General features: G+C 68.0%; 16 protein-coding genes. 9 read left to right on the top strand and 7 right to left on the bottom strand.

Going from position 1 to position 22,240, the window contains the following annotated elements; translation table 11 throughout:
• Positions 1 to 27: 27 nt before the first annotated feature.
• The gene (locus tag PHP91_RS01445; protein ID WP_300135826.1) at positions 28 to 1,602 is read right to left on the bottom strand and encodes a BCCT family transporter; all 1,575 of its coding nucleotides are present in this window, start codon (positions 1,600 to 1,602) and stop codon (positions 28 to 30) included.
• A 734-nt stretch (positions 1,603 to 2,336) separates the two neighbouring features.
• Between PHP91_RS01445 and PHP91_RS01440 the strand changes: the two genes are divergently transcribed.
• From PHP91_RS01440 to PHP91_RS01415, 6 genes are read left to right on the top strand one after another with little or no spacing between them, the layout of a single operon-like run.
• Complete coding sequence (locus tag PHP91_RS01440) at positions 2,337 to 3,041, top strand: tetratricopeptide repeat protein (RefSeq protein WP_300135824.1); 705 nt, start codon at positions 2,337 to 2,339, stop codon at positions 3,039 to 3,041.
• Positions 3,038 to 3,652, top strand: a complete 615-nt coding sequence (locus PHP91_RS01435; protein WP_300135822.1) for a tetratricopeptide repeat protein — start codon at positions 3,038 to 3,040, stop codon at positions 3,650 to 3,652. The genes PHP91_RS01440 and PHP91_RS01435 overlap by 4 nt, the downstream gene beginning before the upstream one ends.
• Positions 3,618 to 6,722: a tetratricopeptide repeat protein gene (locus PHP91_RS01430; protein WP_300135820.1), complete on the top strand. Its 3,105-nt coding sequence runs from the start codon at positions 3,618 to 3,620 to the stop codon at positions 6,720 to 6,722. Before PHP91_RS01435 ends, PHP91_RS01430 begins: the two co-directional genes overlap by 35 nt.
• A gap of 31 nt (positions 6,723 to 6,753) precedes the next feature.
• Entirely contained in the window at positions 6,754 to 8,358 is a 1,605-nt protein-coding gene (locus PHP91_RS01425) for a glycosyltransferase family 2 protein (RefSeq protein WP_300135818.1), read from the top strand.
• A gap of 1 nt (position 8,359) precedes the next feature.
• Positions 8,360 to 9,403: a glycosyl hydrolase gene (locus tag PHP91_RS01420; RefSeq protein WP_300135816.1), complete on the top strand. Its 1,044-nt coding sequence runs from the start codon at positions 8,360 to 8,362 to the stop codon at positions 9,401 to 9,403.
• On the top strand, positions 9,400 to 10,197 hold the full coding sequence (locus tag PHP91_RS01415; RefSeq protein WP_300135814.1) for a PilZ domain-containing protein: 798 nt from the start codon (positions 9,400 to 9,402) through the stop codon (positions 10,195 to 10,197). Before PHP91_RS01420 ends, PHP91_RS01415 begins: the two co-directional genes overlap by 4 nt.
• Positions 10,198 to 10,201: 4 nt before the next feature.
• On the opposite strand, the gene PHP91_RS01410 is transcribed toward PHP91_RS01415, so the two are convergent.
• The 5 genes from PHP91_RS01410 to PHP91_RS01390 form a co-directional block, all read right to left on the bottom strand.
• On the bottom strand, positions 10,202 to 10,627 hold the full coding sequence (locus tag PHP91_RS01410; RefSeq protein ID WP_300135812.1) for an ATP-binding protein: 426 nt from the start codon (positions 10,625 to 10,627) through the stop codon (positions 10,202 to 10,204).
• A gap of 1 nt (position 10,628) precedes the next feature.
• Entirely contained in the window at positions 10,629 to 10,973 is a 345-nt protein-coding gene (locus tag PHP91_RS01405) for an STAS domain-containing protein (protein ID WP_300135810.1), read from the bottom strand.
• Positions 10,966 to 13,761 carry a PAS domain S-box protein gene (locus PHP91_RS01400; RefSeq protein WP_300135808.1) on the bottom strand — a complete coding sequence of 932 codons (2,796 nt, stop codon included), beginning with the start codon at positions 13,759 to 13,761 and terminating at the stop codon, positions 10,966 to 10,968. Before PHP91_RS01400 ends, PHP91_RS01405 begins: the two co-directional genes overlap by 8 nt.
• Before the next feature lie 433 nt (positions 13,762 to 14,194).
• The gene (locus tag PHP91_RS01395; RefSeq protein WP_300135806.1) at positions 14,195 to 15,124 is read right to left on the bottom strand and encodes a diguanylate cyclase; all 930 of its coding nucleotides are present in this window, start codon (positions 15,122 to 15,124) and stop codon (positions 14,195 to 14,197) included.
• 652 nt (positions 15,125 to 15,776) lie between these two features.
• The gene (locus tag PHP91_RS01390) at positions 15,777 to 17,066 is read right to left on the bottom strand and encodes a DHH family phosphoesterase (protein ID WP_300135804.1); all 1,290 of its coding nucleotides are present in this window, start codon (positions 17,064 to 17,066) and stop codon (positions 15,777 to 15,779) included.
• A 205-nt stretch (positions 17,067 to 17,271) separates the two neighbouring features.
• On the opposite strand from PHP91_RS01390, the gene allE reads away from it, so the two are divergent.
• From allE to PHP91_RS01375, 3 genes are all read left to right on the top strand, one after another.
• Positions 17,272 to 18,051 carry a (S)-ureidoglycine aminohydrolase gene (allE, locus tag PHP91_RS01385; RefSeq protein WP_300135802.1) on the top strand — a complete coding sequence of 260 codons (780 nt, stop codon included), beginning with the start codon at positions 17,272 to 17,274 and terminating at the stop codon, positions 18,049 to 18,051.
• Between the two features lie 178 nt (positions 18,052 to 18,229).
• Complete coding sequence (locus PHP91_RS01380) at positions 18,230 to 18,883, top strand: multiheme c-type cytochrome (protein WP_300135800.1); 654 nt, start codon at positions 18,230 to 18,232, stop codon at positions 18,881 to 18,883.
• Positions 18,884 to 19,014: 131 nt separating this feature from the next.
• Positions 19,015 to 20,607 carry a gamma-glutamyltransferase family protein gene (locus PHP91_RS01375; protein ID WP_300135778.1) on the top strand — a complete coding sequence of 531 codons (1,593 nt, stop codon included), beginning with the start codon at positions 19,015 to 19,017 and terminating at the stop codon, positions 20,605 to 20,607.
• Positions 20,608 to 20,826: 219 nt separating this feature from the next.
• On the opposite strand, the gene gltX is transcribed toward PHP91_RS01375, so the two are convergent.
• Positions 20,827 to 22,224 (bottom strand): glutamate--tRNA ligase, encoded by a 1,398-nt coding sequence (gltX, locus tag PHP91_RS01370; RefSeq protein WP_300135777.1) that lies wholly within the window; start codon positions 22,222 to 22,224, stop codon positions 20,827 to 20,829.
• Positions 22,225 to 22,240 lie beyond the last annotated feature (16 nt).

Genomic DNA, 22,240 nt, shown 5'->3' with positions numbered 1-22,240 from the left:
CTTGCGGGGCGAGTTGACGCTTTGGGGTTAGTCCTTGGGGCGGCAGTATTTGGCCAGGGCGTCGTCCTGCCTGGTCATCTTGAACCACGCGGCCACGGCGAACGCGATGGGAATGAGCATCAGCGCTCCCGAGAAGTTGGCGAAGATCTTGACGGGCCCGAGGCCGCCCATGGTGATGGCGGACAGGGCGAGCCCGGCCTGGATCATGGCCCAGTAGAAGCGGTGGCCTCGGGCCGGCTCCGCGCCCGGGGCCAGCCGGGTGGTGGCGGCGCAGGAGATGACGTAGGCGCAGGAGTCCACGGAAGTGGCCAGGAAGATGGTGGAGAACAGGCAGTAGCCGATGAGCACCACATGGCCCATGGGCAGCGACTGCAACACCGCCACCAGCGCGGCCGGGCCGCCGCTGGCCTTGAGGACGCCCACGGCGTCGACCACATGGTTCAACTGGGCGTACATGGTGTAGCCGCCGAACACGGCGTGGATCAGGTAGGACCCGGCGATGCCGCCGAACAGGCCCATGCCCACCACCTGGCGGACCGTGCGGCCCTTGGAGATGCGGGCGATGAACAGGCCCATGAACGGGCCGTAGGAGGCCATCCACAGGGCGTAGGAGGCCATCCACAGGGCGTAGAAGATGGTCCAGTCCTGCGGGAAGGAGCCGGGGGTGTACGGGTCGGTCCAGAACATCATGTTCCAGAAGTTGCCCAGCATCATGCCGAAGGAATTGGTGAAGTTGTCCACGATGAAGACCGTGGGCCCGACCACCAGGCAGAAGAAGACCATGCACAGGGCGATGATCACGTTGGTGTCGGACAGGACCTTGATGCCCTTCTTGAGGCCCAGGGAGACCGAGGCGGTGAAGATGACCGCCGAGACGGCCAGGATGGCCAGCTCCATGGTGAAGCTCGGCTCGATGCCCAGCACCGCGGCGAGCGCGTGATTGACGATGGGCACGGACACGCCCATGACCGCCGCGTTGGAGAACATCAGGCCGATGATGAAGAAGACCTCGATGCCCTTGCCGATGCCGCCGTTGACCCGTTCGCCCAGGATGGGCTCGGCCGTGGTGCTGATCCGCAGGACGGGCTTCTTGCGCTTGTAGTACATGTAGCAGATGGGCAGCGCCGTGACCATGTACCAGGGCCAGGTGACCGGGCCCCAGTGCAGCAGGACATAGGACATGGCCCACTCGAAGGACTGGCGGCTCAGCGGCTCGGCGAACTGCGGGGGAAACGCCAGATTGAAGAGGGGCTCCACGATGGACCAGAACATGACCGCTCCGGCCACGCCGGAACAGAACATCATGGCAATCCACGAGTAGCTGTTGAATTCGGGCTTCTCATCGGCCTCGCCGAACTTGAGATTGCCGTAACGGGAAAAAAGAAAGAACGCCGAAAGCAGGATCATCCCCACAGTGACCCAGAGGTACCAGGTCCCCGTGGTCCGGGTGAACACCGCATAGACCGTCTTGAGAGCCTTCTCGCTTTCCGCCGTAAACAGGATTGAACAGGCAATGATGATGATAAGCACCACCGTTGCCGGAATCAGGATCATTTTATCTGGACGAAGGTCGACGCCTTCTCTCTGTTCCTTGTCAGCCATGTGTCCTCCAATGCGCATCTCCGCGGTCCTGTCGTCCCGCAGGAGCTAGATGATTGTGCCACATCCAAACCACCTCATCACCGCCGGCTCTTCACTCATTCGCATGCATACGAGTTCTGCAACCGGCAAAAGCAAGACACGGGCCAAAATCCCGATACCGGCCAAATGCCCCACCATCATTGTGAAATCCGGCGCAAACGGAATGGAAGCGCCCAGGTGGGCGGCAGCGACACATCTGACGCATTCACAGCTCGACATCCTCTCATGTGTTCAGATTAGCACGCTCCGGCCCCATGCGACACTTTTGGCGCAAACGCGCGACATCTGTCGTCATTTTGCGAGCCGCGCGGAAACATCGCGCCCTTTTCGTCATAACGCCAAGCGGACGCGGCTGTCGAACCGCACCCTTGCCCCCAAACGGGTCAAGCCTGCGAAAAGGTGAGCACCCTGGGCGCGCCCCCGCGCAACCGGGCACGCCCCGTGACCGCGCGCGAAACGTCCTTTCCGGCGGTCTCGCACTCCCCTGCCGGACCGGCCGGGCTCCGGCTCCCGGGCACGCTTTGCGAATTCCCCGTTCAACTGGCCGACATTTCAGGAGGGGGAAGGCGCGCTCCAGGAACCCGCTTCGGCGGACGGGGACGCATTATTCCAAGTTTTCTTGACTTTTATTGAGATAATATCCTATTTGTTTTACTGATCCCCAAATGGGTTTCCACCGTTTTCCGGGCAATATCATGATGCACGCACAAACACGGCAGCGCCTCGGCTATATGGCCCTTCTCGCCCTTTCGGCGGCGACCGCGCTGATTCTGTATCCGATCCTCCATAAACCGCTGGTATTGCTGCACCGCGCCGAGGCGCTGACGCGCGAGGGGCGGACCGCCGAGGCCGACGCGCTGGTCATCCGCGCGGTATTCGAGGGGGCGCGCCGCCCCGACGCCGTGCTGCGCGCGGCCGGGCGGCTCCTGGAAGACGGGCGAAAGGACCAGGCGGCCGAACTGCTCCGCCGGGCGCTCGGCGACATGCCGACCATCCCCGCCGGACTGGCCGGGCGGATGGCGGGTCTGCTCGATTCCGGCGGCCTGCCGGACGAGGCCCTCGCCCTGCTGCTGCGCACCGGTCCCGACCGGCGCAACCGGGAGGAGCGGCTCCACCTGGCGGACCTGCTGCGCCGCCGGGCGCGATACGCGGAGGCCGTGGCCGAATACGACGCCCTGCTCCGGAAGGCCCCCCGGGACTCGGAGGCCGCCCTGCGCAAGGTGGAGACCCTGTCCTGGCAAGGCAGCCTGGACGCGGCCCTGCCGCTGGCCCGCGAGTTGGTCCGGTCCGATCCGGAAAACCGCCCGGCCCGGCTGCTCCTGGCCCGCATCCTGAACTGGAGCGGCCACACGGCCGAGGCCGAGGCCGAATACAAGCGACTGCTGGGAGAACAACCATGAAATACCGTGTCGCGAGCGTCCTGGTCCTGGCGTGGATTCTGTGCGCGGGCCCGCCCGCCCCGGCCGGGCAGGACGCGACGCCTCCCGCGCCCGTCCCGGCGCAGGACATTTCCGAGGCTCAGGCCAGGCTGGAACTGGCCGACCTCCTCGCCGGGACCGGCCGCTTCGGCGAGGCCGAGGGGCAATACAGGAAGGTGCTGGCCGCGCAGCCCGGCAACGCCGCCGCCAGACTGGGACTGGCGCGGGTGCTGGCCTGGACCGGACGGGGCGGCGAAGCCGCCGGAATCTTCGCAGGGCTCCCCGGCGACCGCCTGACGGCGGATGATCGTATGCTGCTGGCCGACTATCACATCGGTCGCAAGGAATACCCCAAGGCGGCCGCACAGCTCGAAACCGTCCTGGCCCAACGGCCCGAGGCGGACGACGCCCGGCTCAAGCTGGCACAGGTGCTCTCCTGGGACGGCAAGCTGAAGGAGTCCGTCGACCAATACGAACGGATACTCAAACGCCACCCCGACGACGTGCAGGTGCGGCGCAAATATGCCCAGGTCCTGTCCTGGGCGGGACGGAACGAGGATGCCATTCGCGAGCTCAAGCGCACGCTGGACTAGCCCGACCCGGCTGCTCCCCCTCCTGGCGGCGGCGCTCCTGGCGGCGCTGTGGTTCGGCGCGCCCGTCGGCGCCCATGCCCGCAGCCTCGTCTCCGGCCGGGAGACCATGTCCGAGGCCGAGGCCCGGCTCCTGCTGGCCCGGCTCTATTCATATTCGGAGGACACGCTCGCGCTTTCGGAAACCGAATACCGCCGCATCCTGCAATCCCGGCCGACGGACAAGGAGGCAGCCCTCGAACTGGCCCAGGTCCTCCTCCGCCTCGGACGCCGGGCCGACGCGGACGCCATCCTGCGAACCCTGGATGCGAACGATCCGCGCGTGGCGGCGGGCCTGGGCGACGCTCTCTTCGCCTCGGGCCGGATGGCCGAGGCCGCCGAGGCCTACGAACGCGCTCTCGCGGCGGGTTCGGACCGCAAGGACCTGCGGCTGCGGCTGGCCCAGTCCCTGAGCTGGTCGGACCAGACGGGAAAGGCCCTGCCGTATCTGGCCGAACTGCACGCGGCCGATCCGGGCGACACCGAGGCGGCCCTGCTCTATGCCCGCGCCCTGACGCGCACCGGCGACGGCGCAGGGGCCAGGGCCATCCTCGACCGGCTGGCGGCGGCCGATCCGGACAACGCCGCCCTGCTCTTCGAGCTGGCGGACCAGGAAGCGGCCCTGGGGCATCTCCGGGACGCCCGGGGGTTCGCGCTCAAGGCCCTGGCGCTGGATGCCTCGACGGAGGCCGGGATGCGCGCGGCCCAGCTCATGAACCAGTGGGGGGCATTCCACCGCGCCGCCGCCCTGCGCCGGGACCTCCTCGCCAAGGAGGGCCCGAACCGCGCCCGGGAACTCGCCCTGGCCGACACCCTGGCCAACGGCCAGCGCTACGAGCAGGCCGAGGGCGTGCTGCGCAAGCGGCTCCTGGAAGACCCGGCGGACCGGGCCGCGCGGCTGCTCCTGGCGGACGTCAAGGTCCGGGAAAAGGACGGGGCCGCGACCCTGGCCGTGCTGCAACCCCTTGCCGACAAGGCCGGGGACGCCGAGGCGGAGGCGCTGCGCGCCCGCGGCCTGGAGCTGCTGGGGCGCTATGACGAGGCGGCCGCCGCCTGGGCCCGGCTGGGCCCGGACAAGCCCGCCACGCTGGTCGAGCGGGGGCGTATGCTCCTGCGCGCGAGCGACGCCGGGGCGGCGAAGGACGCCTTTGCCGAAGCGGCAAGACTCGCCCCGGACGACCCGGCGGCCCGCTATTACGCGGCGACCACGCGGCCGGGCGCGACCCCCGCGAAACTCGCCGGGGATCTGGCCGCGACGGAGACGGACCCCGCCGCGCTGACCGCCTGGGCCGAACTATTCTCCCGCGACGGGCGTTACGACGCCGCCGTCGCCTGCCTCGAAGCCGCCCTGGCCCGTGACGCCGGGTACTTCCCCGCGCGCATGGCCCTGGCCGAAAACCTGGCCTACGACCACCGCTACGACGAGTCGCTGGCCATGCTGCAAGCGCTGGCGACGGACTTTCCCGACAGCTCGAAGATTGCGCTCACCCGCGCCAGGGTCCTGGCCTGGAGCCGCCGATACGACCAGGCAGTCGCCGCCTACGAGGCCCTGCACGAGGACGACCCCGCCGACCCCGTGCCGCTGCGGGAGATGGCGCGGACCGAGTTCTGGGACAAGCGGGCCGAGGCGGGGACGGCCACCTTCGGCCGGTTGCTGGAGCCGCCGGTGGACGAGCTCCTGGCCGAACGCCTGGAGGCCGCGAGCCAACGCGAGCCGGACGACGCCGCCCTGGCCGGGGCGGCCGGACAGGCGCGCCGGAGCGCCCTCTCGGGCGGGGTGTTCCAGGCCTACCTCCGCCTCGCGGACTCTGCCGTGGCCGACAGCCACCCTGGAATTTTCATCGACCTCCTGCCCGCCTACCGCATCCAGCACGCCACGGCCCTGGAGCAGCGGGCGAAGCTCGCGGCCTACAACCGGCGCTTCGCCCCGGCCATGGACGACCTCGCCGCCCTGACCGGGCTCCAGCCCGGCAACGAGGAGGCGTGGTTCGACCTGGGGCAGGCCCAGTGCGCCCTGGGCCTGTGCCGGGAGGAATCCGCGACCTACGCCCGGCTGCTCGAAATCGACCCGCTGCACACGCTGGCCGGGCGCGCCCTGGAACGCCGGGAGCGGCGCAGCGCCCCCCGGGTGCGGGCCGGGGTCAACGTCTGGCAGGAAAAAGGCCACGGCGACGTCGCCAACATCGTCCGCCTGCGCAACGACATGCAGGTTTCGGCCCCCGTCGGCCACGGCCTGCGCATCGAGGCGGCCGCCCACCATTGGCTGGAGTCGCCCCAGGGCCCGAGCAGCCACTACGACGCCCTTGGCGGCACCCTCGGCCTGTCCGGGGTCTTCAACGAATGGCTCGCCGGGAGCGCCTCCTGGACCGCCAAGCGGTTCACCTCCTCGGCGCCGAGGGACACCGACCAGTTCCGGGCCCGCGTGGAGCTGAACCTGCGCAACCATGCGCGGCTGGGGATGGGGTTCGAACGCGTGGACGAGGTGGCGAACCGCTTCGCCCTGCTCGCGGGCACCCAATCGGACCACTTCATCCTGGACGCCGCCGCGCCGGTGACCCGCCGCCTGGACCTGGAGGCCAGCGCCCGGCACATCGAATACAGCGACGACAACACAGGCGAGATGGCCCACCTCGCGGCGGGCTACGCCCTGACCGACCATCCCCGCATCCTCAAGGTCATCCTGCGCGGCGAATACCGCCACACCGCCAAAACCAGCCAGGACGTCTACACCGGCGGCGAGCTGACCGACATCATCCATCCCTACTGGACCCCACAGGGCTACACGGCGGGGACGGTCACCCTGGAATGGAACGAGGACATGGCCAAGGAATTCTTCTGCGGGGCCAAGCGGCACTTCGTGGACGTCAAGGTCTCCGGCGGCACGGACTCCGACAGCAACAACGCCGTCCGTGTCGAGGCCAAATGGGTGCTCGACATCACCGACCACTGGGGCGTGGAGGCCAGCGGCCTGTGGCACAGGTCGCAGCAGTGGGACGCCAACGGCTTCTGGGGCGGGGTGAGCTATGGCTTCTGAGCAACGGCCCGTCAAAAAGAAACGGGGGGCCATGACCTCCCTCCTGTTCTCCCTGCTCCTGGGCGCCACCATGCTCTGCATCTTCCTGTACCTCATGGTGAGGACGACGCTCTTCATCACCGCCGACTATTCGTGGATGGAAAAGGGACTGGCCGCGGTCCTGCTCCTCGCCGAGGCCTTCACCATGGTCCACGCGTTCGGGTATTTCCTGAACCTGCTGCACGTGACCCGCAAGCCGGACCAGGCGCGGCGCATCTCCATGGACGACGTGCCGGAGCTGAAGGACTACCCGCCCGTGGCCATCATCGTCTCGTCCTTTCACGAGCCGCTGGACGTGATCGAGGACACCCTGACCTGCTTCTACAACCTGACCTACCCCAACAAGCACATCTATTTCCTGGACGACACGCGCTATGACCGGCCGGGGCAGGACCTGTCCGAATACCGCGCCCGGGTGGACGACCTGTGCGAACGCATCGGCGTCAACCTGTTCCGGCGGCCCTGGCGCGGGGCCAAGGCGGGCATGATAAACGACTTTCTCCACTACCTGCATGGCCAGCCGCCGGCGGAGTTCGCCATGAACGATTTCGAGGACGTCCACTCCCGGCTGGACGAAAAGTACATCATCATCTTCGACGCCGACATGAACCCCCTGCCCAACTTCGTGGAGCCCCTGGTGGCCTTCATGGAGGACAACCCCCGGCTGGCCTTCATCCAGACGCCGCAATACTACAGCAACTTCGAGCACAACCGCGTGGCCAGGGCGGCCGGGCTGCAACAGGCCGTCTTCTACGAGTACATCTGCGAGGGCAAGAGCATGCAGGACGCCATGTTCTGCTGCGGCACCAACGTCATCTTCAACCGAAAGGCGCTGTGGGACGTGGGCGGTTTCGAGGAGTCGAGCGTCACCGAGGATTTCGCCACCTCCCTCAAGTTCCACGAAAAAGGCTGGTCCTCGGCCTATCTCAACAAGGTCTGCGCCTTCGGCATGGGCCCCGAGGACCTGGGCGGATACTTCAAGCAGCAATTCCGGTGGGCGCTGGGCACGGTGGGGCTGTTCCGGACCATCGTCGGCGCGTTTTTCCGAAACCCCGGCGGCATGAGCGCGGCCAAGTGGTGGGAGTACTTCCTGTCCGGCACCCACTATTTCGTGGGCTGGGTCCTCTTCATCATGATGGCCTGCCCCATGCTCTTCCTCTTCTTCAATATTCCCAGCTACTTCGCCAGGCCGGAAATCTATTTCCTCTTCTTCGTGCCCTACATCATCCTGACCCTGTCCCTGTTCCTGTTCTCCATGGGCCAGCGGCGGTATTCCTTTGCCGAGCTGGCCCAGGGGATCATCCTCCAGGCCATCTGCTTCCCGGTCTACATGAAGGCGTCGCTGCTCGGCATCCTCGGCTTCCGGGGCAGTTTCGGCATTACGCCCAAGGCCGGGGCGAACTCGCTGCCAATGCGCGGCCTGTGGCCGCAGATCCTCCTGGCCGTCTGCTGCTTCGGCGCGGTCTGGTGGGGCGGCCTCCGGCTCTGGTACGAAAGCGAGACGCCCCTGGCCCTGCTCACCAACGCGGCGTGGTGCTTCTATCATTTCCTGATCCTCTCCACCATCTTCTGGTTCAACTTCCCGGAGGAGAAGTAGGATGACCGCCTCCCGTTCGCGCCTTTTCCGCCTGCTGGCGACCCCGCTGTTCGGCTCGGCCCTCCTCCTGGCCGCCTGCGCCGCCCCGGCGTCGCCGCCGGGATTCGGCCTGGTGGTGGAGGGATGCCCGATCACCGGCGCGGCCCTGGCCCAGGCCGGACAGGACATAGGCTGGCCGGTTTCCCTGGTGGTCTTCTTTCTCCAGTGGTCCGAGGACCGGTCCGCCCCCTTTCCCGCCCGGACCGTGGAGGCGATCCAGGCCGCCGGCGCGGTCCCGGTGGTCACCTGGGAACCCATGACCATGGAGGGGGGAGAGGAGCACGCCGTGAACGCGGACGACATCCTCTCCTGCCGGTGGGACGGGTACATCGACGCCTTTGCCCTGGCCGCGCGCGAAAACGGGGGACGGATCATCCTCCGCTTCGCCCACGAGATGAACCTGGCCCGCTACCACTGGGGCGGAGACGCCGACGCCTTCGGGCCGGAAAGCCCGGCGCGGTACCGGGCCATGTTCCGCCATGTGCGCGACCGGTTCCGCCAGGCCGGGGCGGACAACGTCCTGTTCGCGTTCTGCCCCAACGCCGAGTCACTGCCCCACCCGGTTCGGGACGGCGCGGCCTGGAACACCGCCGCCGCCTACTATCCAGGCGACGACGCCGTGGATGTGCTGGGCATGGACGGCTACAACTGGGGAACCACCTTCACACGGGCCAAGGACGGCTGGGACAGCCGCTTCACCGCCTTCGCCGACATCTTCGGGACGATCCGGCGGGAGCTCCAGGCCCTGTCGGCGGGGAAGCCGCTGGTGGTCTTCGAGACAGCCTCTGTCACCTCGGGCGGGGACAAGGCCGCCTGGATACGGGACGCGGCGGACACCGCCCGCCGCTGGAACCTGGCCGGACTGTGCTGGTTCCAGGCGGACAAGGAGCGCGACTGGCGGCTGGGGTACGGGATCGACACGTCCCGGCTGGCGTCGCTCAAACCGGCGTTCGCAGCGGGACGGGACGAGCTTGCGCTGCCCGCCCGGGCGGGAGGCGAGCCATGACCCCCTCCGCCGAATCCAGACAGTTCAAGCGCATCGGCATCGAATCCGTGGTGCTCCCCTTCCTGGGCGCGCGCGTCGCGGACTTCCAGCCGTTCCAGTACCTGTTGCGGGACATGAGCCAGGGCGGGGTGGGCGTCACCCTGCCCCGCTGGCTGGCCAGCCGGGAGCGGCTCAACCTGGGCGACGAGGTCAACCTGCATGTGCCCTTCTCCATGGACGGAGGCATCCTGGCCATCGGCGAGGTGGTGCGCGAGTCCTGGGACGAGGACAATGAGGAGCAGGTCGTCGGCATCCGGCTGACCCGCAACAGCCCCAACGTCTACGGCGTCTTCTTCGAGGCCGACAGCCGCGACATCTCCTTCGACCTCGGCCGGAACGGGCTGGAAGGGCTGCTGACGCGGGTCATCAAGGATTCGGTGCTGCTCAAACGCGGGATTCTCATCTACCTGCGCCATCTGGCGTCCTATTTCTCCCGCCTGAGCGAATACACGCACGAGGAATACCAGAGCTTCCGAGAGACCATCATCGACGACGTGCGGGGCCGAATCCGGACCCATGCCGACTACCTTGAGACGGTGCACCGGACGTGCTGCGACACGTCCCGGTCCAGCTTCGAACGGATAGACTTGGAAGAGTTGCGCCAGGCGATGGAGCCGGAGCTCTACCTCGACCTGTTCCGCGCGGCGCTGGGCGACGACACAGCCTCCCTCTTCCTGCACGCCATCAAGGAACTGGAGGGCAAGCTGTTCTCCAACTACAACACCGTGGTCATGCTCTACATCGGAACGTTCTGAGCGGTCACTTCCTCCCGCGGTGGCGCTTGGTCAGGGTCAGCACGTTGCGCCCGTCCCGCCGTTCGACCTTCACCTCGTCCATGAGCTGGCGGATGAGGAACAGGCCGCGGCCGCCCTGGTCCTCCCGCAAAGCGTCCCAGGGAGGGAGGGAGGCCTCCTCCACGCGGACCGGGTCCAGGGGGACGCCCGTGTCGGACATCTCCACCACCAGGCGGTCCTCCTCCACGCTCACGACAAGGCCGATCACCTGATCCGGACTGTTGCCGTAGGCATGTCGGACGATGTTGGTGGCCGCCTCGCTCATGGCCAGCTCCACGTAATACCTGCCTTCATCGTCCAGATCGATCCCCTCCATAATGCCCCGGACGGCGAGGCACGCCCAACGCACGGCCTCGGCCCGGCTCGGAATGGAAAAGGTGACGCGGGGCATGTCAGCTTCCTTCTTTCGCCAGGGCGGCCAGGGCTTCGTCCGGGGAATCGTAAATGCGGAACACGCCCTGGTCGAGGCGGGTCAGCCGGAAGAGCTTCCCGACCTTGTCCGACAGAGAGGCCAGGACGATCCGTCCCTCGCCCCCCAGGCTCTTGAGGCAGCTCATGAGTGCGGCCAGTCCCGTGGAATCCATGAAATCGACGGCCGAGAAATCGATGACGAAATCGCGCCGCCCGTCATTGACCAGGTCCACGAAGCGGCTCTTGAGCAGCCCCGCGTTCGAGGCGTCCACCCGTTCCGCCTGCGGACGCAGCACCATCACACCACCAACCATCCGTTCATCCATGGGTTTTCCCCCCGTCATTTGTAAATTTCAGGCACACCAGGGAGATGTCGTCATCCGGCTTCGCATGGTCGCCGAACCGGTCCAGCTCCTCCAGCAACTCTTCCAGAATCCTGTCTGGCGCAAGGCCGATCCGCCCGGCCAGCGCCGCCTCCAACCGACAGATGCCGTACGGCTCCCCGGCGGCATTCTCGTACTCGGTGCAGCCGTCGGTATACAGGAGCAGGACGTCGCCCGGCTCCACGGCCGTCTCAGCCGAGACAAAAGGCACGGGCTCCCCCATGCCGACGACGGTGCCGCCCGCGTCCAGGCGCGTCACGGGCCTCCCGTCCCGGACCAGCAGCGGCGGCGGATGCCCCGCGTCCGCCGACCGGAGGACCCGGGCGGCGGGATCGTACGTCAGGTAGAACATGGTGCAGAACCGTTCGAACCGTTCGAAGGGAAAGGCCCTGTCCACCCGGCGCAGAACCTCGTCGGGCGGCAGGGGGGCGTTGTTCTCCTCGATGAAATCCGAGCCAGCCTGCAGCACCTGGGAAATGGAGACGGTGACCATGGCGGCCGCCGGGCCATGCCCGCTCACGTCGATGAGGTAGATCCCGAGCCGCCCGCCCGGCAGGGACAGGACGTTGAAGACGTCGCCGCCCACATGGGTGCTCGGCAGGAATCGCCAGTCCATGACGAATCCGCACCCTGCGGGCCGCTGCTGGGGCAGGAGGCTCCGCTGGATGACGGCGGCGGCGCTCAGGTCGTCGTCCAGGGCCCGCTGCTTCCTGGCCAGCGCCACGTTGGCCTGGCGCAGGGCCTCCTGGGCCCGCGTCCGTTCGGTGATGTCGCGCAGGATGCCGGTGAAGAAACGCTCCGACCCGGTGCGCACCTCGCTGATGGCCAACTCCAGGGGGAACTCGTGGCCGTCGCGATGCCTGCCCGGCACTTCGCGGCCGGAAACGCCGACCACTCTCCCCACGCCGGTCTCCAGGAATCGCCCGATGTAGCCGTCGTGCAGCGTGCGGTCCGGCTCGACCATGAGCATGTTCACCTTCCGACCCGCCAGCTCCTCCGGCGCATAGCCGAAGATGTCCGCGCCCGCGCGGTTGACCGACAGGATCACCCCGTCGGTGCCCACGGTGAAAATGCCGTCGGCCGCGGTCTCCACGACACTGCGCAGCCGGGCCTGGTTGCCTTCGAGCTCCCGCAGTGCGCGATTGCGCTCGGTCACGTCCACGGCGATCACCAGAAAGCCCGTTATGCCGTCCACGTCGTTCCGGATGGCGGTCGAGCCCAGCTCCACGTCGATCCGGGAGCCGCCCTTGCGGACGTAGGTCCATTCCCGGGAGTCGGCGCCTTCCCTGCGCACGATTTCCACAAGCACGTCGAAACCGGTTACGGGATGGCCGGACTCGGCGGTCAGCTCCTCCTCGCGACGGAGAATTTCCTCCCGGAGATGGAATACCTCGGGCGTGTGCTTCCCCACCATTTCCTCGGCGACGTAGCCCAGCATGTTCTCAGCCCCCCGGTTGAAGAGCGTGATGACGCCCGCCAGGTCCGTGGCGACGACCGAGACGTGGCTGGCGGCGTTCAGCACGCTTTCCAGGCGGGTGTTGGCTTCGCGAAGCTCCGCGATGTTCCGGTCGTTGATCTCGATGAGCTCCTGAAGGTTCATGACGCTCTCGCCCAGGGCCATGGACTGATTGCGCTCCTTCCGCTGCGCCAGCAGCAGCCGGTTGTGCGCATGGGCGAGGACAAAGGCGTAGGCGAGGATGATGAGGCTGCCGACGGCAAATGCGATATACAACGGAAAGTGTTGGGAGGATGCGTATCGCCCCACCTCGCTTTCGGACAGGCGGGCGACGAGGACCCAGCGCGTTTCCCTCGGCAGTTCCGTCGAGAGGCCCGCCTCCCCGTTCCGGTGGGCGGACTTTTGAACGAGCTGCCGGGGGAAAATGCTGGTGAACAGGAACAGGCCGTTCTCGGTCCAAATCCGGCCGGAGTCCCGCGAGCGCACCGTCTCCCAGGCCCGTGGGTAGCTGTGGGGCAGCGTCATGACCGCCCTGGCCGGAATCTGGAAGCCCCATTCGTGATCCGGCGTGGGGCCGACCAGCCAGTACCCCGCCTCATTGACGAGCAGGAAGCTCCACCCCCCGCGTTCGCCGCCCATGGTCTTCAGGCCTTCAAGGAGGGCGTCTCCCCGCAGGTTGAAGACAAGGACGCCCCGGCGCCCCTGCGCATCGAACAGCGGCATGGATATGCGCACGGTCGGCACGAACGGCACTTCCACCCGGCCGTTTTCCTCGTTCAGGTCGAACGGCGAGAGGTAGACCTCCTCGCCCGACAGCTTCATGGCTTCCCGGAAATACGGCCGGTTGCGCTTGGACTGGAGCCGGTCCCCGTCGCACAGGAGCGCGCGTCCGTCAGGCCCGACATCGACGCGGATCAGCTCCATGCCGTCCACCCCGATCAGACGAATCTGGAGATAGATCGGCTTTTCCCCCGCAAGATGAAGAAAGTCGTACGCCAACTCATGGACTTGCTCGGGCGAAGGGTCGTCCAGCCATTCGGCCATGGCCGCGCTCTTCGCCATGTAGCGCAGGTCTGCCGAGGCGGCCTCCATCTTGCCCCGGATCAGGCTGGCCTCGACGTCCATCTGACGTTTCTCGGACTGGCCGAGCAGGGCCCGGCCCTGGCCCAAGAGAATCCGCCCCACGACAAGAAGCACCACGGCGAAACCGATCATCACGGGGAAAGAAAGGGCGAGCGTCTTGACGGCGATGCGCATTGGGGGCTTTTGAAACATGGACGACTTCACTCCTCTCAAGTGAAATACCACTGAAAAAGCGATAGTGCAAAGGGAGTCGCCACTTGCGCGCAAGAAAATGCAGGGAGGGGCGGCGCGCCTTCGGCCCAGGACGGCATCCTGGTCAAGTCCCTGCCGAGCTGACCGGCGCGAATCTCGGGGCGCGCCTTTCCAGGACCATCGGCGCGTCCAGCCGGCTCCGGACACTACCTCGGCCGGACCGGAAGCGGACCTGCCGACAGGGCGGAGGAGAGGATGCCGGACACTGGCCCGGACGCCAGGATCAAACGCGGCGGAAGCGGGCCATGCGCAACTTTCCCTCTTCCGGGCATCGGCCGCATCCGGCCTTCGTCCGGGTCAAACGGTCCTGCGCCATGGCCATCGCGCTCCTCGACACCCTGCGTGACATCCTCATGCTCCCACCTGGGCGTCCTCACGCCCCCGACATCACGCCGCTCCCGCCCGGAATCCGCCCGTTTCCGGCAAGTTCGACACGGCCGCCGCCATTGCGCTTGGCGCGATACATGGCCTCGTCGGCAACCCGCATCACGGTTTCGAACGTCTCGCCGTGGGCGGGGTACAGCCCGACGCCGAGACTGGCCCGCACCTCAAGCAACGCCCCGTCCCACTCGATGGGGCCTTCGACAAGCCCGACCAGCACCTCGCCCACGGTCAGGGCGTCCTGCCATCGTTCCAGGTCCGCCAGCATGACGACGAACTCGTCGCCCCCGAAACGGGCCACGCAGTCCTTTTCCCGGACGCGCGCCATGATGCGCCGGGCCGTCTCGGTCAGCACCTTGTCGCCCGCCTCGTGCCCGTAGGTGTCGTTGACGAGCTTGAACCCGTCCAGGTCGATGAAGAGCAGTGCGAACGTCGTGCCGGAGCGCCTGGCGCGGGCCAGGGCCGCCCGACCGTGCTCGATCAGGAGCGACCGGGTGGCCAGACCGGTCAACTCGTCACGCATCGCGTATTCCCGGAGAGCCGCCTCCCGGAGCCTTCGGTCATATTCCTCCAAGGCTTCCGACACCGTACGGCAAAGCTCCCGCGCCTCCACGGGCTTGACCATGAATCGATACACGCCGCTGGCGTTGATCGCCTTCATGGCGATTTCCAGGTCGCCATGGCCGGTGAGCATGAGGCGGACTGTGTCGGGAGACTCGAACATCGCGGAACGCAGAAGGGCCACGCCGTCCATGACCGGCATACGCATGTCGGTCACCACCACGGCGTAGTCGCCGCTCTTGAGGCGCTCAAGGGCGCGGCATGAATCGGGCTCCGTGTCCACATCGAAATGCCGGAGCGTCAGTGCAAGGGCGTCCAGGAGATTCCTGTCATCGTCGACGAGCAATATCTTTCGGGACATCATTCCTCCCAAAGCGCCCCTTTCGGAAAAACCCGAAAGGAGGCAACGAGCACCCGCCATCCCCACTCAGCCGTTTCGCGCCTCCGCGCGAATGACGTCATTATTGCCCCATTGCAGGAATCACGCACATGATTATTTGCGCAAATCACCCGTGCCCCCGCACAAAAACCGGGCCGCCGCGCCGGGCCCGGACATCCCTCCCCGGCCGGAACGCCTCTTCCTTCGGCAACCATGTTGGCAACCCACCGCGCAGTCGATTTCGAGACAGGAAATCACTTCCACCATCGCAACATTCGCCATGCAGGATTCATCGAGTTCGAACCTGGCCAATGCTTGCGCCATAATTGGCGGGCAGGGACGCCGGGCAGATGCAACGACAAAGGCAACCGGGACCGGCAAGGCCGCGCGACCCACGGCGCCGAGGAGACGGAAGGCTGCCGCAGACGCTCGAAGCCGGAGAGGCGCACGACCTGATATTCCTGGACATCACGATGCCCGAAATGGGCGGCCTTGAGGCGGCCGCAAGAACCCGCGGGCCGGGAAAGGTTCGCGTCGGGCGAGGACTGATTCCGGCGGGAGCGGCGCACGCAACCGCAGCGCCCGTTGAGGGCGTCCGGGAAATACGGCGGGCATCGGCCCGGCGCGCAACCGGCTAGAATTCGTAGACCTGGAAGAGCAGGTCGGCCTTGGTCACCACCCCGACCAGCCGGCCGCCGTCCAGCACCGCCAGGATGCCCTCGCGCGCATCGGCCATGAGGGCCACGGCCTCGCGGCAACTGGTGTCCGGGGCCAGCCGGGGGATGTTGGGCCGGACGAATCCCTTGACCGGGACCTCGCCCCGGCCGACCTCCACCGCCTTGGCGCACTCGGCGCGGGAGAGGCCGCCGAGCAGCCCCGCCTCGCCGAGGACCAGCAGGCCCGGCAGGTTGCCGCCCGCGAACCGCGCGGCGACCCCGGCCATGGTCTCGCCCTCGTCCACCAGGAACCGGGCCGGGGGCGACATGACCTTGCCCACCACGTTCTCGTCCCCGCAGCCCGCCAGGACCAGCTCGCGGACGCGACGGGCGGATTCGTCCAGGCCGGTCCGCTTGATGATGGCCGAGCCCGCGCCGGGGTGCCCGCCCCCGCCCAGGGCGCGCATGATCGCGCCCACGTCGATGAAGCGGGGCGACCCGCGCCCGATGACCATGCACTTCCGCGAGTCCGCCTGGAACACGCCGAAGGCGGCGTCCAGCCCCTTGAGGCGGCGGTATTTCTCCACCAGCCGGGCCAGGCAGGTCAGGCCGGACTTGACCTTCAGGGCCGCGATCCCGACCTTGACGTTCTCCGCGGTGAGGACCTCGCCCCCGTCCAGGAGCTGGCCGAAGACCTCGGCGTGGTCGTCGTCCACCGCGTCGTCCAGGTAGGCGGTGACCACGTTCAGGTCCGCGCCGTTTTCCAGGAGAAAGGCCATCATGGCCGCGTCCCTGGCCGTGACCGAGGGGTAGCGCAGGCAGCCCGTGTCCGAATAGATGCCGAGCAGGAACAGGGTGGCGTGCATGGGCGAGATGGCGGCGTCGCGCTCGCGCAGGACCTCCAGGAGCAGGGTCACGGCCGCGCCAACCTCCTCGCGGTGGGTCTCGCCGCATTTTATGTCCGCGCCCTCCATGTGGTGGTCCCAGCAGATCACTTCCAGCCCGTCTCGGCGGGCCAGGGCGTCCATGTCCTCCAGCCGCCGCCAGTTGCCCGCGTCCACCACGACCAGGGAGGTCGCCTGCTCCAGGTCGAAGCCGCGCCGGGGCGTGACCCGCAGGATGTCGCCATGGATGCCCATGAACCGCTTCACCTCCGGGTTGAGCGTGGCGGGCAGCAACCCGACGGACCCCGGATAGAGCAGGGTGCAGGCGACCATGGAGGCCAGGGCGTCGAAATCGGTGGCGGTGTGGGTGGTGATGATTCGCATCGGCTGTCGTCTCCCGGCGGCGCGGTGTGCGCCCCACCCGTGTAGCACACCGGCCCGGCGCTGCAAACCCGGCCGCCCCGGCCCCGGACGGCCGAAAATCGCTGGCGCGGCCGACGGCAAAGGGCGTATACCCCTCGCGGGGCGGGCGTCCGGAACCGCGCCATCCCCCGCCAACGGGCCGAATCTCAGCGAGGAGTTCTCCACCATGCCCTATCCCGAAGGTTTTCTGACCAACCGCTCCCGGTTCGAACCCGGCAAATACGCCGTCCTCTCCGCCGAGGGCCGGGTCGTCAACGTCATCCCCGGCATCCGGGGCTGCGCCCTGTCCATCCTGGCCTCGAAAAAGCTCGGGGCCAACTTCGTCCAGCTCGTGGGCGAGGTTTCCGCCGAGGGGCGGACCACACTGCCCTACGGCCGCGCCGAAGGCGTCGAGACCTTCCTCTTCGTCATGGACGGCGAGGGGACCCTGGACGTCACGGCCGACGGCCGGACCGAGACCCTGGGCGCGGGCGGCTACGTCTATTCCCCGCCCGGCAAGGGGATCGGCTTCGCCTCGCGCGGCGACGCCCCGGTCACCATCCTGCTCTACAAGCAGCGCTTCATCCCCCACCCGGACCCGCAGATGCGTCGGCCCTGGGTGGTCACCGGCTCGGTCCGCCGGATCGACGAGCGCTCCTACGACGGCATGGACAACGTCTTCGTCCGCGACCTGCTGCCCGTGGACGAGGCCTTCGACATGAACTTCCACACCCTGGCCTTCCTGCCCGGCGGCTGCCACCCCTTTGTGGAGACGCACGTCCAGGAGCACGGCATGTACATCTACCAAGGCGAGGGCCTCTACCTGCTGGACGAAAAATGGCTGCCGGTGGAAGCGGGCGACTTCATCTGGATGGCCCCGTTCTGCAAGCAGGCCTGCTACGGCATCGGCCGGGACCGCATGGAATACATCTATTCCAAGGACTGCCACCGCGACGAGCCCGTCTAGCCCGCCCTGTCGCAACTCAACGCGATTCCCCAAGACGCGGCGGGGCCGACGGACGCGAACGGTCCGTCGGCGCCCGCCCGTTTTGCGCTACCGCCGTCCCGCTCCACGCGCCGGACGCCTTTCCGCCGCCCGTTTTTTCGGATACGCTGCCCACAACGCCGAATGACGGAGGGACCACATGCAACCGGTTCGCCTGATTTTCCTGCTCTGCCTGTGCTGCCTGCTCCAGGCCGCGCCCGCGCGCGCCCAGGCCATCCGCGACGAGGGCGTCATCGCCACAGACCCGCCCGAGGCCTACGCGGGTTCGGCCGCCTGCAAGGCGTGCCACCAGGCGCAGTACGACCACTGGTCCGGGACCCTGAAGGCGCGGTTCGTCCGCTACCGCAAGGACGTGGGCGCGCTGCCGGGCAAATGGGGCAAGAGCCCCGTGGCCGCCGACAAGGACAAGGTCTTCGTGGTGGTGGGCCTGCATCGCAAGGTGGCGTTCGTGGACGCGGACTGGCGCGTCCTGGGCGCGGAGTACCTGCTCGGCAAGGGGAAGTGGAAGGAACGGCCCGGCTGGGCCCGGTCGGACTACCGCAGCAAGTGCGGGATGTGCCATTTGACGGGCTGCAATCCCTACGAAAAGCGGTTCACGGAGCCGGGCGTGGGCTGCGAGGCCTGCCACGGGCCGGGCAAGCGCCACGCCGAAAGCGAAGCGCCGTCCGACATCACGACGCCGGGCCGCGACGGGAGCCCGGCCCTCGACACCTGCCGGCGCTGCCACAATGACCGCAACAACCACGCCGAAGCCATCCGGAGCTTCACCGGCCCGTACCATCCCGCCAGGTAGCCGTCCCGCCTCTCTCCGCCGGGGTGGCCCTCGGCGGCCGATTGGGATAAGCCTCGGCCAGGGGCGGCGCGCCGCCCGGTTCACGCACCAACCACGACCAGGGCCGGGCGACCGGCCGCCAGGATATCGCCATGTCCTTCGATTTCTTTTCCGCCAGACGCCCGGGCACCCTTGCGCCCTCGGCCATGATCGCCACGTCCCACCCCCTTGCCACGGCCGCCGGGCTCGAAATCCTGTCCGAGGGCGGCAACGCCGTGGACGCGGCCCTGGCCGCCGTGGCCGTCCAGTCGGTGGCGGACCCGCTGATGACGGGCATCGGCGGAGACTGCTTCGCGCTCTATGCGCCGAGGGGCGGGGCCGTGCGGGCGCTCAACGGCTCGGGCCGCGCCCCGGCCGGGGCGGACATCCCGGCCCTGCGCGCGGCCGGGCTGACCGACGCCATTCCCGGCACCAGCCCCCACGCCGTGACCATTCCCGGCGCGGTCTCGGCCTGGCGCCGCCTGCACGCGGACTGCGCCACCCTGCCGCTCGACCGGCTCTTCCGCCGGGCCGTGGGCTATGCCGAAAACGGCTTCCCCGTCACCCCGCGCGTGGCCCAGGACTGGGCGGCGAACGCGGGGCGGGTCGGCGGCGACGAGCACGCGGCCAGGGTGTTCCTGCCCAACGGGCGCGCGCCGCGCGTGGGCCAGCGCATGGCGCAGCCGCTCATCGCCGAGCGGCTGCGCGAGATCGCCGCGCGGGGAGCCGAGGCCTTCTACCGGGGCGAAAACGGGGCCCGGATGGCCGCCCACCTGCACTCCCTGGGCGGGCTGCACACGGCCGAGGATTTTCACGAGGGGTGCTACCAGGCCCACTGGGTGGAGCCGATTTCGGCCGACTACCGGGGTTACGACGTCTTCGAGTGCCCGCCCAACGGCCAGGGGCTGGCGGCCCTGCTGATCCTGCGAATTCTGTCCCGGTTCGACCTCGGCCCCGGCCTGGGCGAGGCCGACCGCATCCATTTGCACGCCGAGGCCGCCAAGCTGGCCTACCTTCACCGGGACGCGCTCATCGGCGACCCGGCCCGGTGCGAGGGGCTGGCGGAGACCCTGCTCTCCGATCCGGTGGTGGACAAGCTGGCCGGACGCATCCGCATGGACCGCGCCCTGCCCCCGGCCCTGTGGGACGAGCCCGAGCACCGGGACACGGTCTACCTGTGCGCGGTTGACGCCCAGGGCAACGCCATTTCCTTCATCAACTCGATCTTCGACCCCTTCGGGTCCACGCGGCTGGACCCGGCCACCGGCGTGCTCTTCCATTCGCGCGGGGCCTCGTTCCGCCTGGTGGAGGGGCACCCCAACGCCATCGGTCCGAACCGGCGGCCCATGCACACCATCATTCCGGGCATGCTGTGCAAGGCCGGTGTCGCGGCCATGCCTTTCGGGGTCATGGGCGGGCACTACCAGGCGGCCGGGCAGGCGGCCCTGCTCTCCGGCGTCCTGGACCAGGGGCTGGACCTGCAGGAGGCCATGGACCGGCCGCGCACCTTCGCCCACGGCGGCGAATTGCAGGTGGAGCCGGGCGTGCCGGAGCCGGTCCGCGCGGACCTGGCGGCGCGGGGCCACCGGCTGCGGGTCGTGGACAGCCCCATGGGCGGGAGCCAGGCCATCCGGATCGACCCCGAAACCGGATTCCTCACCGGCGGCAGCGACAGCCGCAAGGACGGCATGGCTCTCGGCTTCTAGAGGAGAACGGGCCGACGGACCGGGCGGCTGTTCCAGCCCGTACTTCTCGATCTCGCGGTAGAGGGTGGACATGCCGGGGCGGCGGCCTCCCTATCCGTTTTTACGCCTCTCCCTTCTCTTATGCCTTTCTCTTGTGTCCTCCCCTTTCCCCCCTCCGCGAGGCCAAAAAAAAGGCGGCCCCGCAAGGGGCCGCCCTTCGATTTGTCGTGCTTGCGCCGCCTAGAGCGACACGGCGCGCCGCAGCCGCGCCAGGGTCTGCTCCCGCCCCAGGGCGAGCATGGTCTCGAACAGGCCGGGCGACTGCGTCTTGCCCATGATGGCCACCCGAATGGGCTGGGCCACCACCTTGAACTTGATGCCCTTCTCCTCGATGAACTTGCGGTGCACCTCCTCCAGGGAGGCTTCGTCAAAGGCGGGCTCGGCCTCGATGCGCGCGGCGATCTCCTCCAGGAGCGGCTTGGTCTCGGCCGTGAGGAACTTCTGCACCGCCGCTTCGTCGTAGGCCAGGTCGTCCACCTCCGCGATGAACGGGCGCAATTGCTCCACCATGTCCACCACGGACTTGGCACGGGGCTGGAGAAGCGGCACGGCCGCGCGGATGGCGGACCGGGCGACCTTGGCGGCCGCCTCCTCGCCCACCTCGCGGGCCAGGAAGTCGGCGCACAGGCCGGTCAGCCGCTCGGGGTCGGCCTGCTGCATGTACTGGCCGTTGACCCACTCGAACTTGGTCAGGTCGAAAACCGAGGGGGAGTTGCCCAGGTTGTCGGTGGAGAAGAGCCGCACCATCTCATCCATGGTGAACAGCTCCTGGTCGCCGTGAGACCAGCCCAGGCGGGCCAGGTAGTTGCACACGGCCTCGGGCAGGTAGCCCATCTTCTCGTATTCCATGACCGAGAGCGCGCCGTGGCGCTTGGAAAGCTTCTTCTTGTCCGGCCCGAGGATCATGGGCACGTGGCCGAAGCGCGGCACGTCCCAGCCCATGGCCTTGTAGATCAGGATCTGGCGCGGGGTGTTGTTGACGTGGTCGTCGCCGCGCAGGACGTGGGTCACGCCCATGTCGTGGTCGTCCACCACCACGGCCAGGTTGTAGGTGGGCGTCCCGTCGCTGCGGCGCAGGATCATGTCGTCCAGCTCCGCGTTCTCCACGGAGATGAAGCCCTTGACCATGTCCTCGTACCCGGTGGCCCCGTCCAGGGGGGCCTTGAGCCGGACCGCGCCGGAGGTCAGCCCCTTTTCGCGGCAGGTGCCGTCGTACTTGGGCTTGCGGCCCTGCTGCATGGCCTGCTCGCGCATGGCGTCCACGTCCTCCTTGCTGCACTGGCAGTAGTAGGCGTGGCCCGAGGCGATGAGCTGGTCGATGACCTCGTTGTGGCGGTCGGCGCGGGTGGACTGGAAGACGATCTCGCCGTCGTGATCGAGGCCGAGCCACTTCATGGAGTCGATGATGGCGTCCGTGGCTTCCTGGGTGGAGCGCTCGCGGTCGGTGTCCTCGATGCGCAGGCGGAACTCGCCGCCCGCCGCGCGGGCCAGCAGCCAGGAAAAGAGCGCGGTGCGCGCGCCGCCGATGTGCAGGAATCCGGTCGGGCTGGGCGCGAACCGGGAGACGATCTTGGTCATGAAATCACTCCTTAAA

The organism is Pseudodesulfovibrio sp. (assembly GCF_028692895.1).
Taxonomy (GTDB): domain Bacteria; phylum Desulfobacterota; class Desulfovibrionia; order Desulfovibrionales; family Desulfovibrionaceae; genus Pseudodesulfovibrio.
This window is presented reverse-complemented; position numbering and strand designations above follow the sequence as displayed.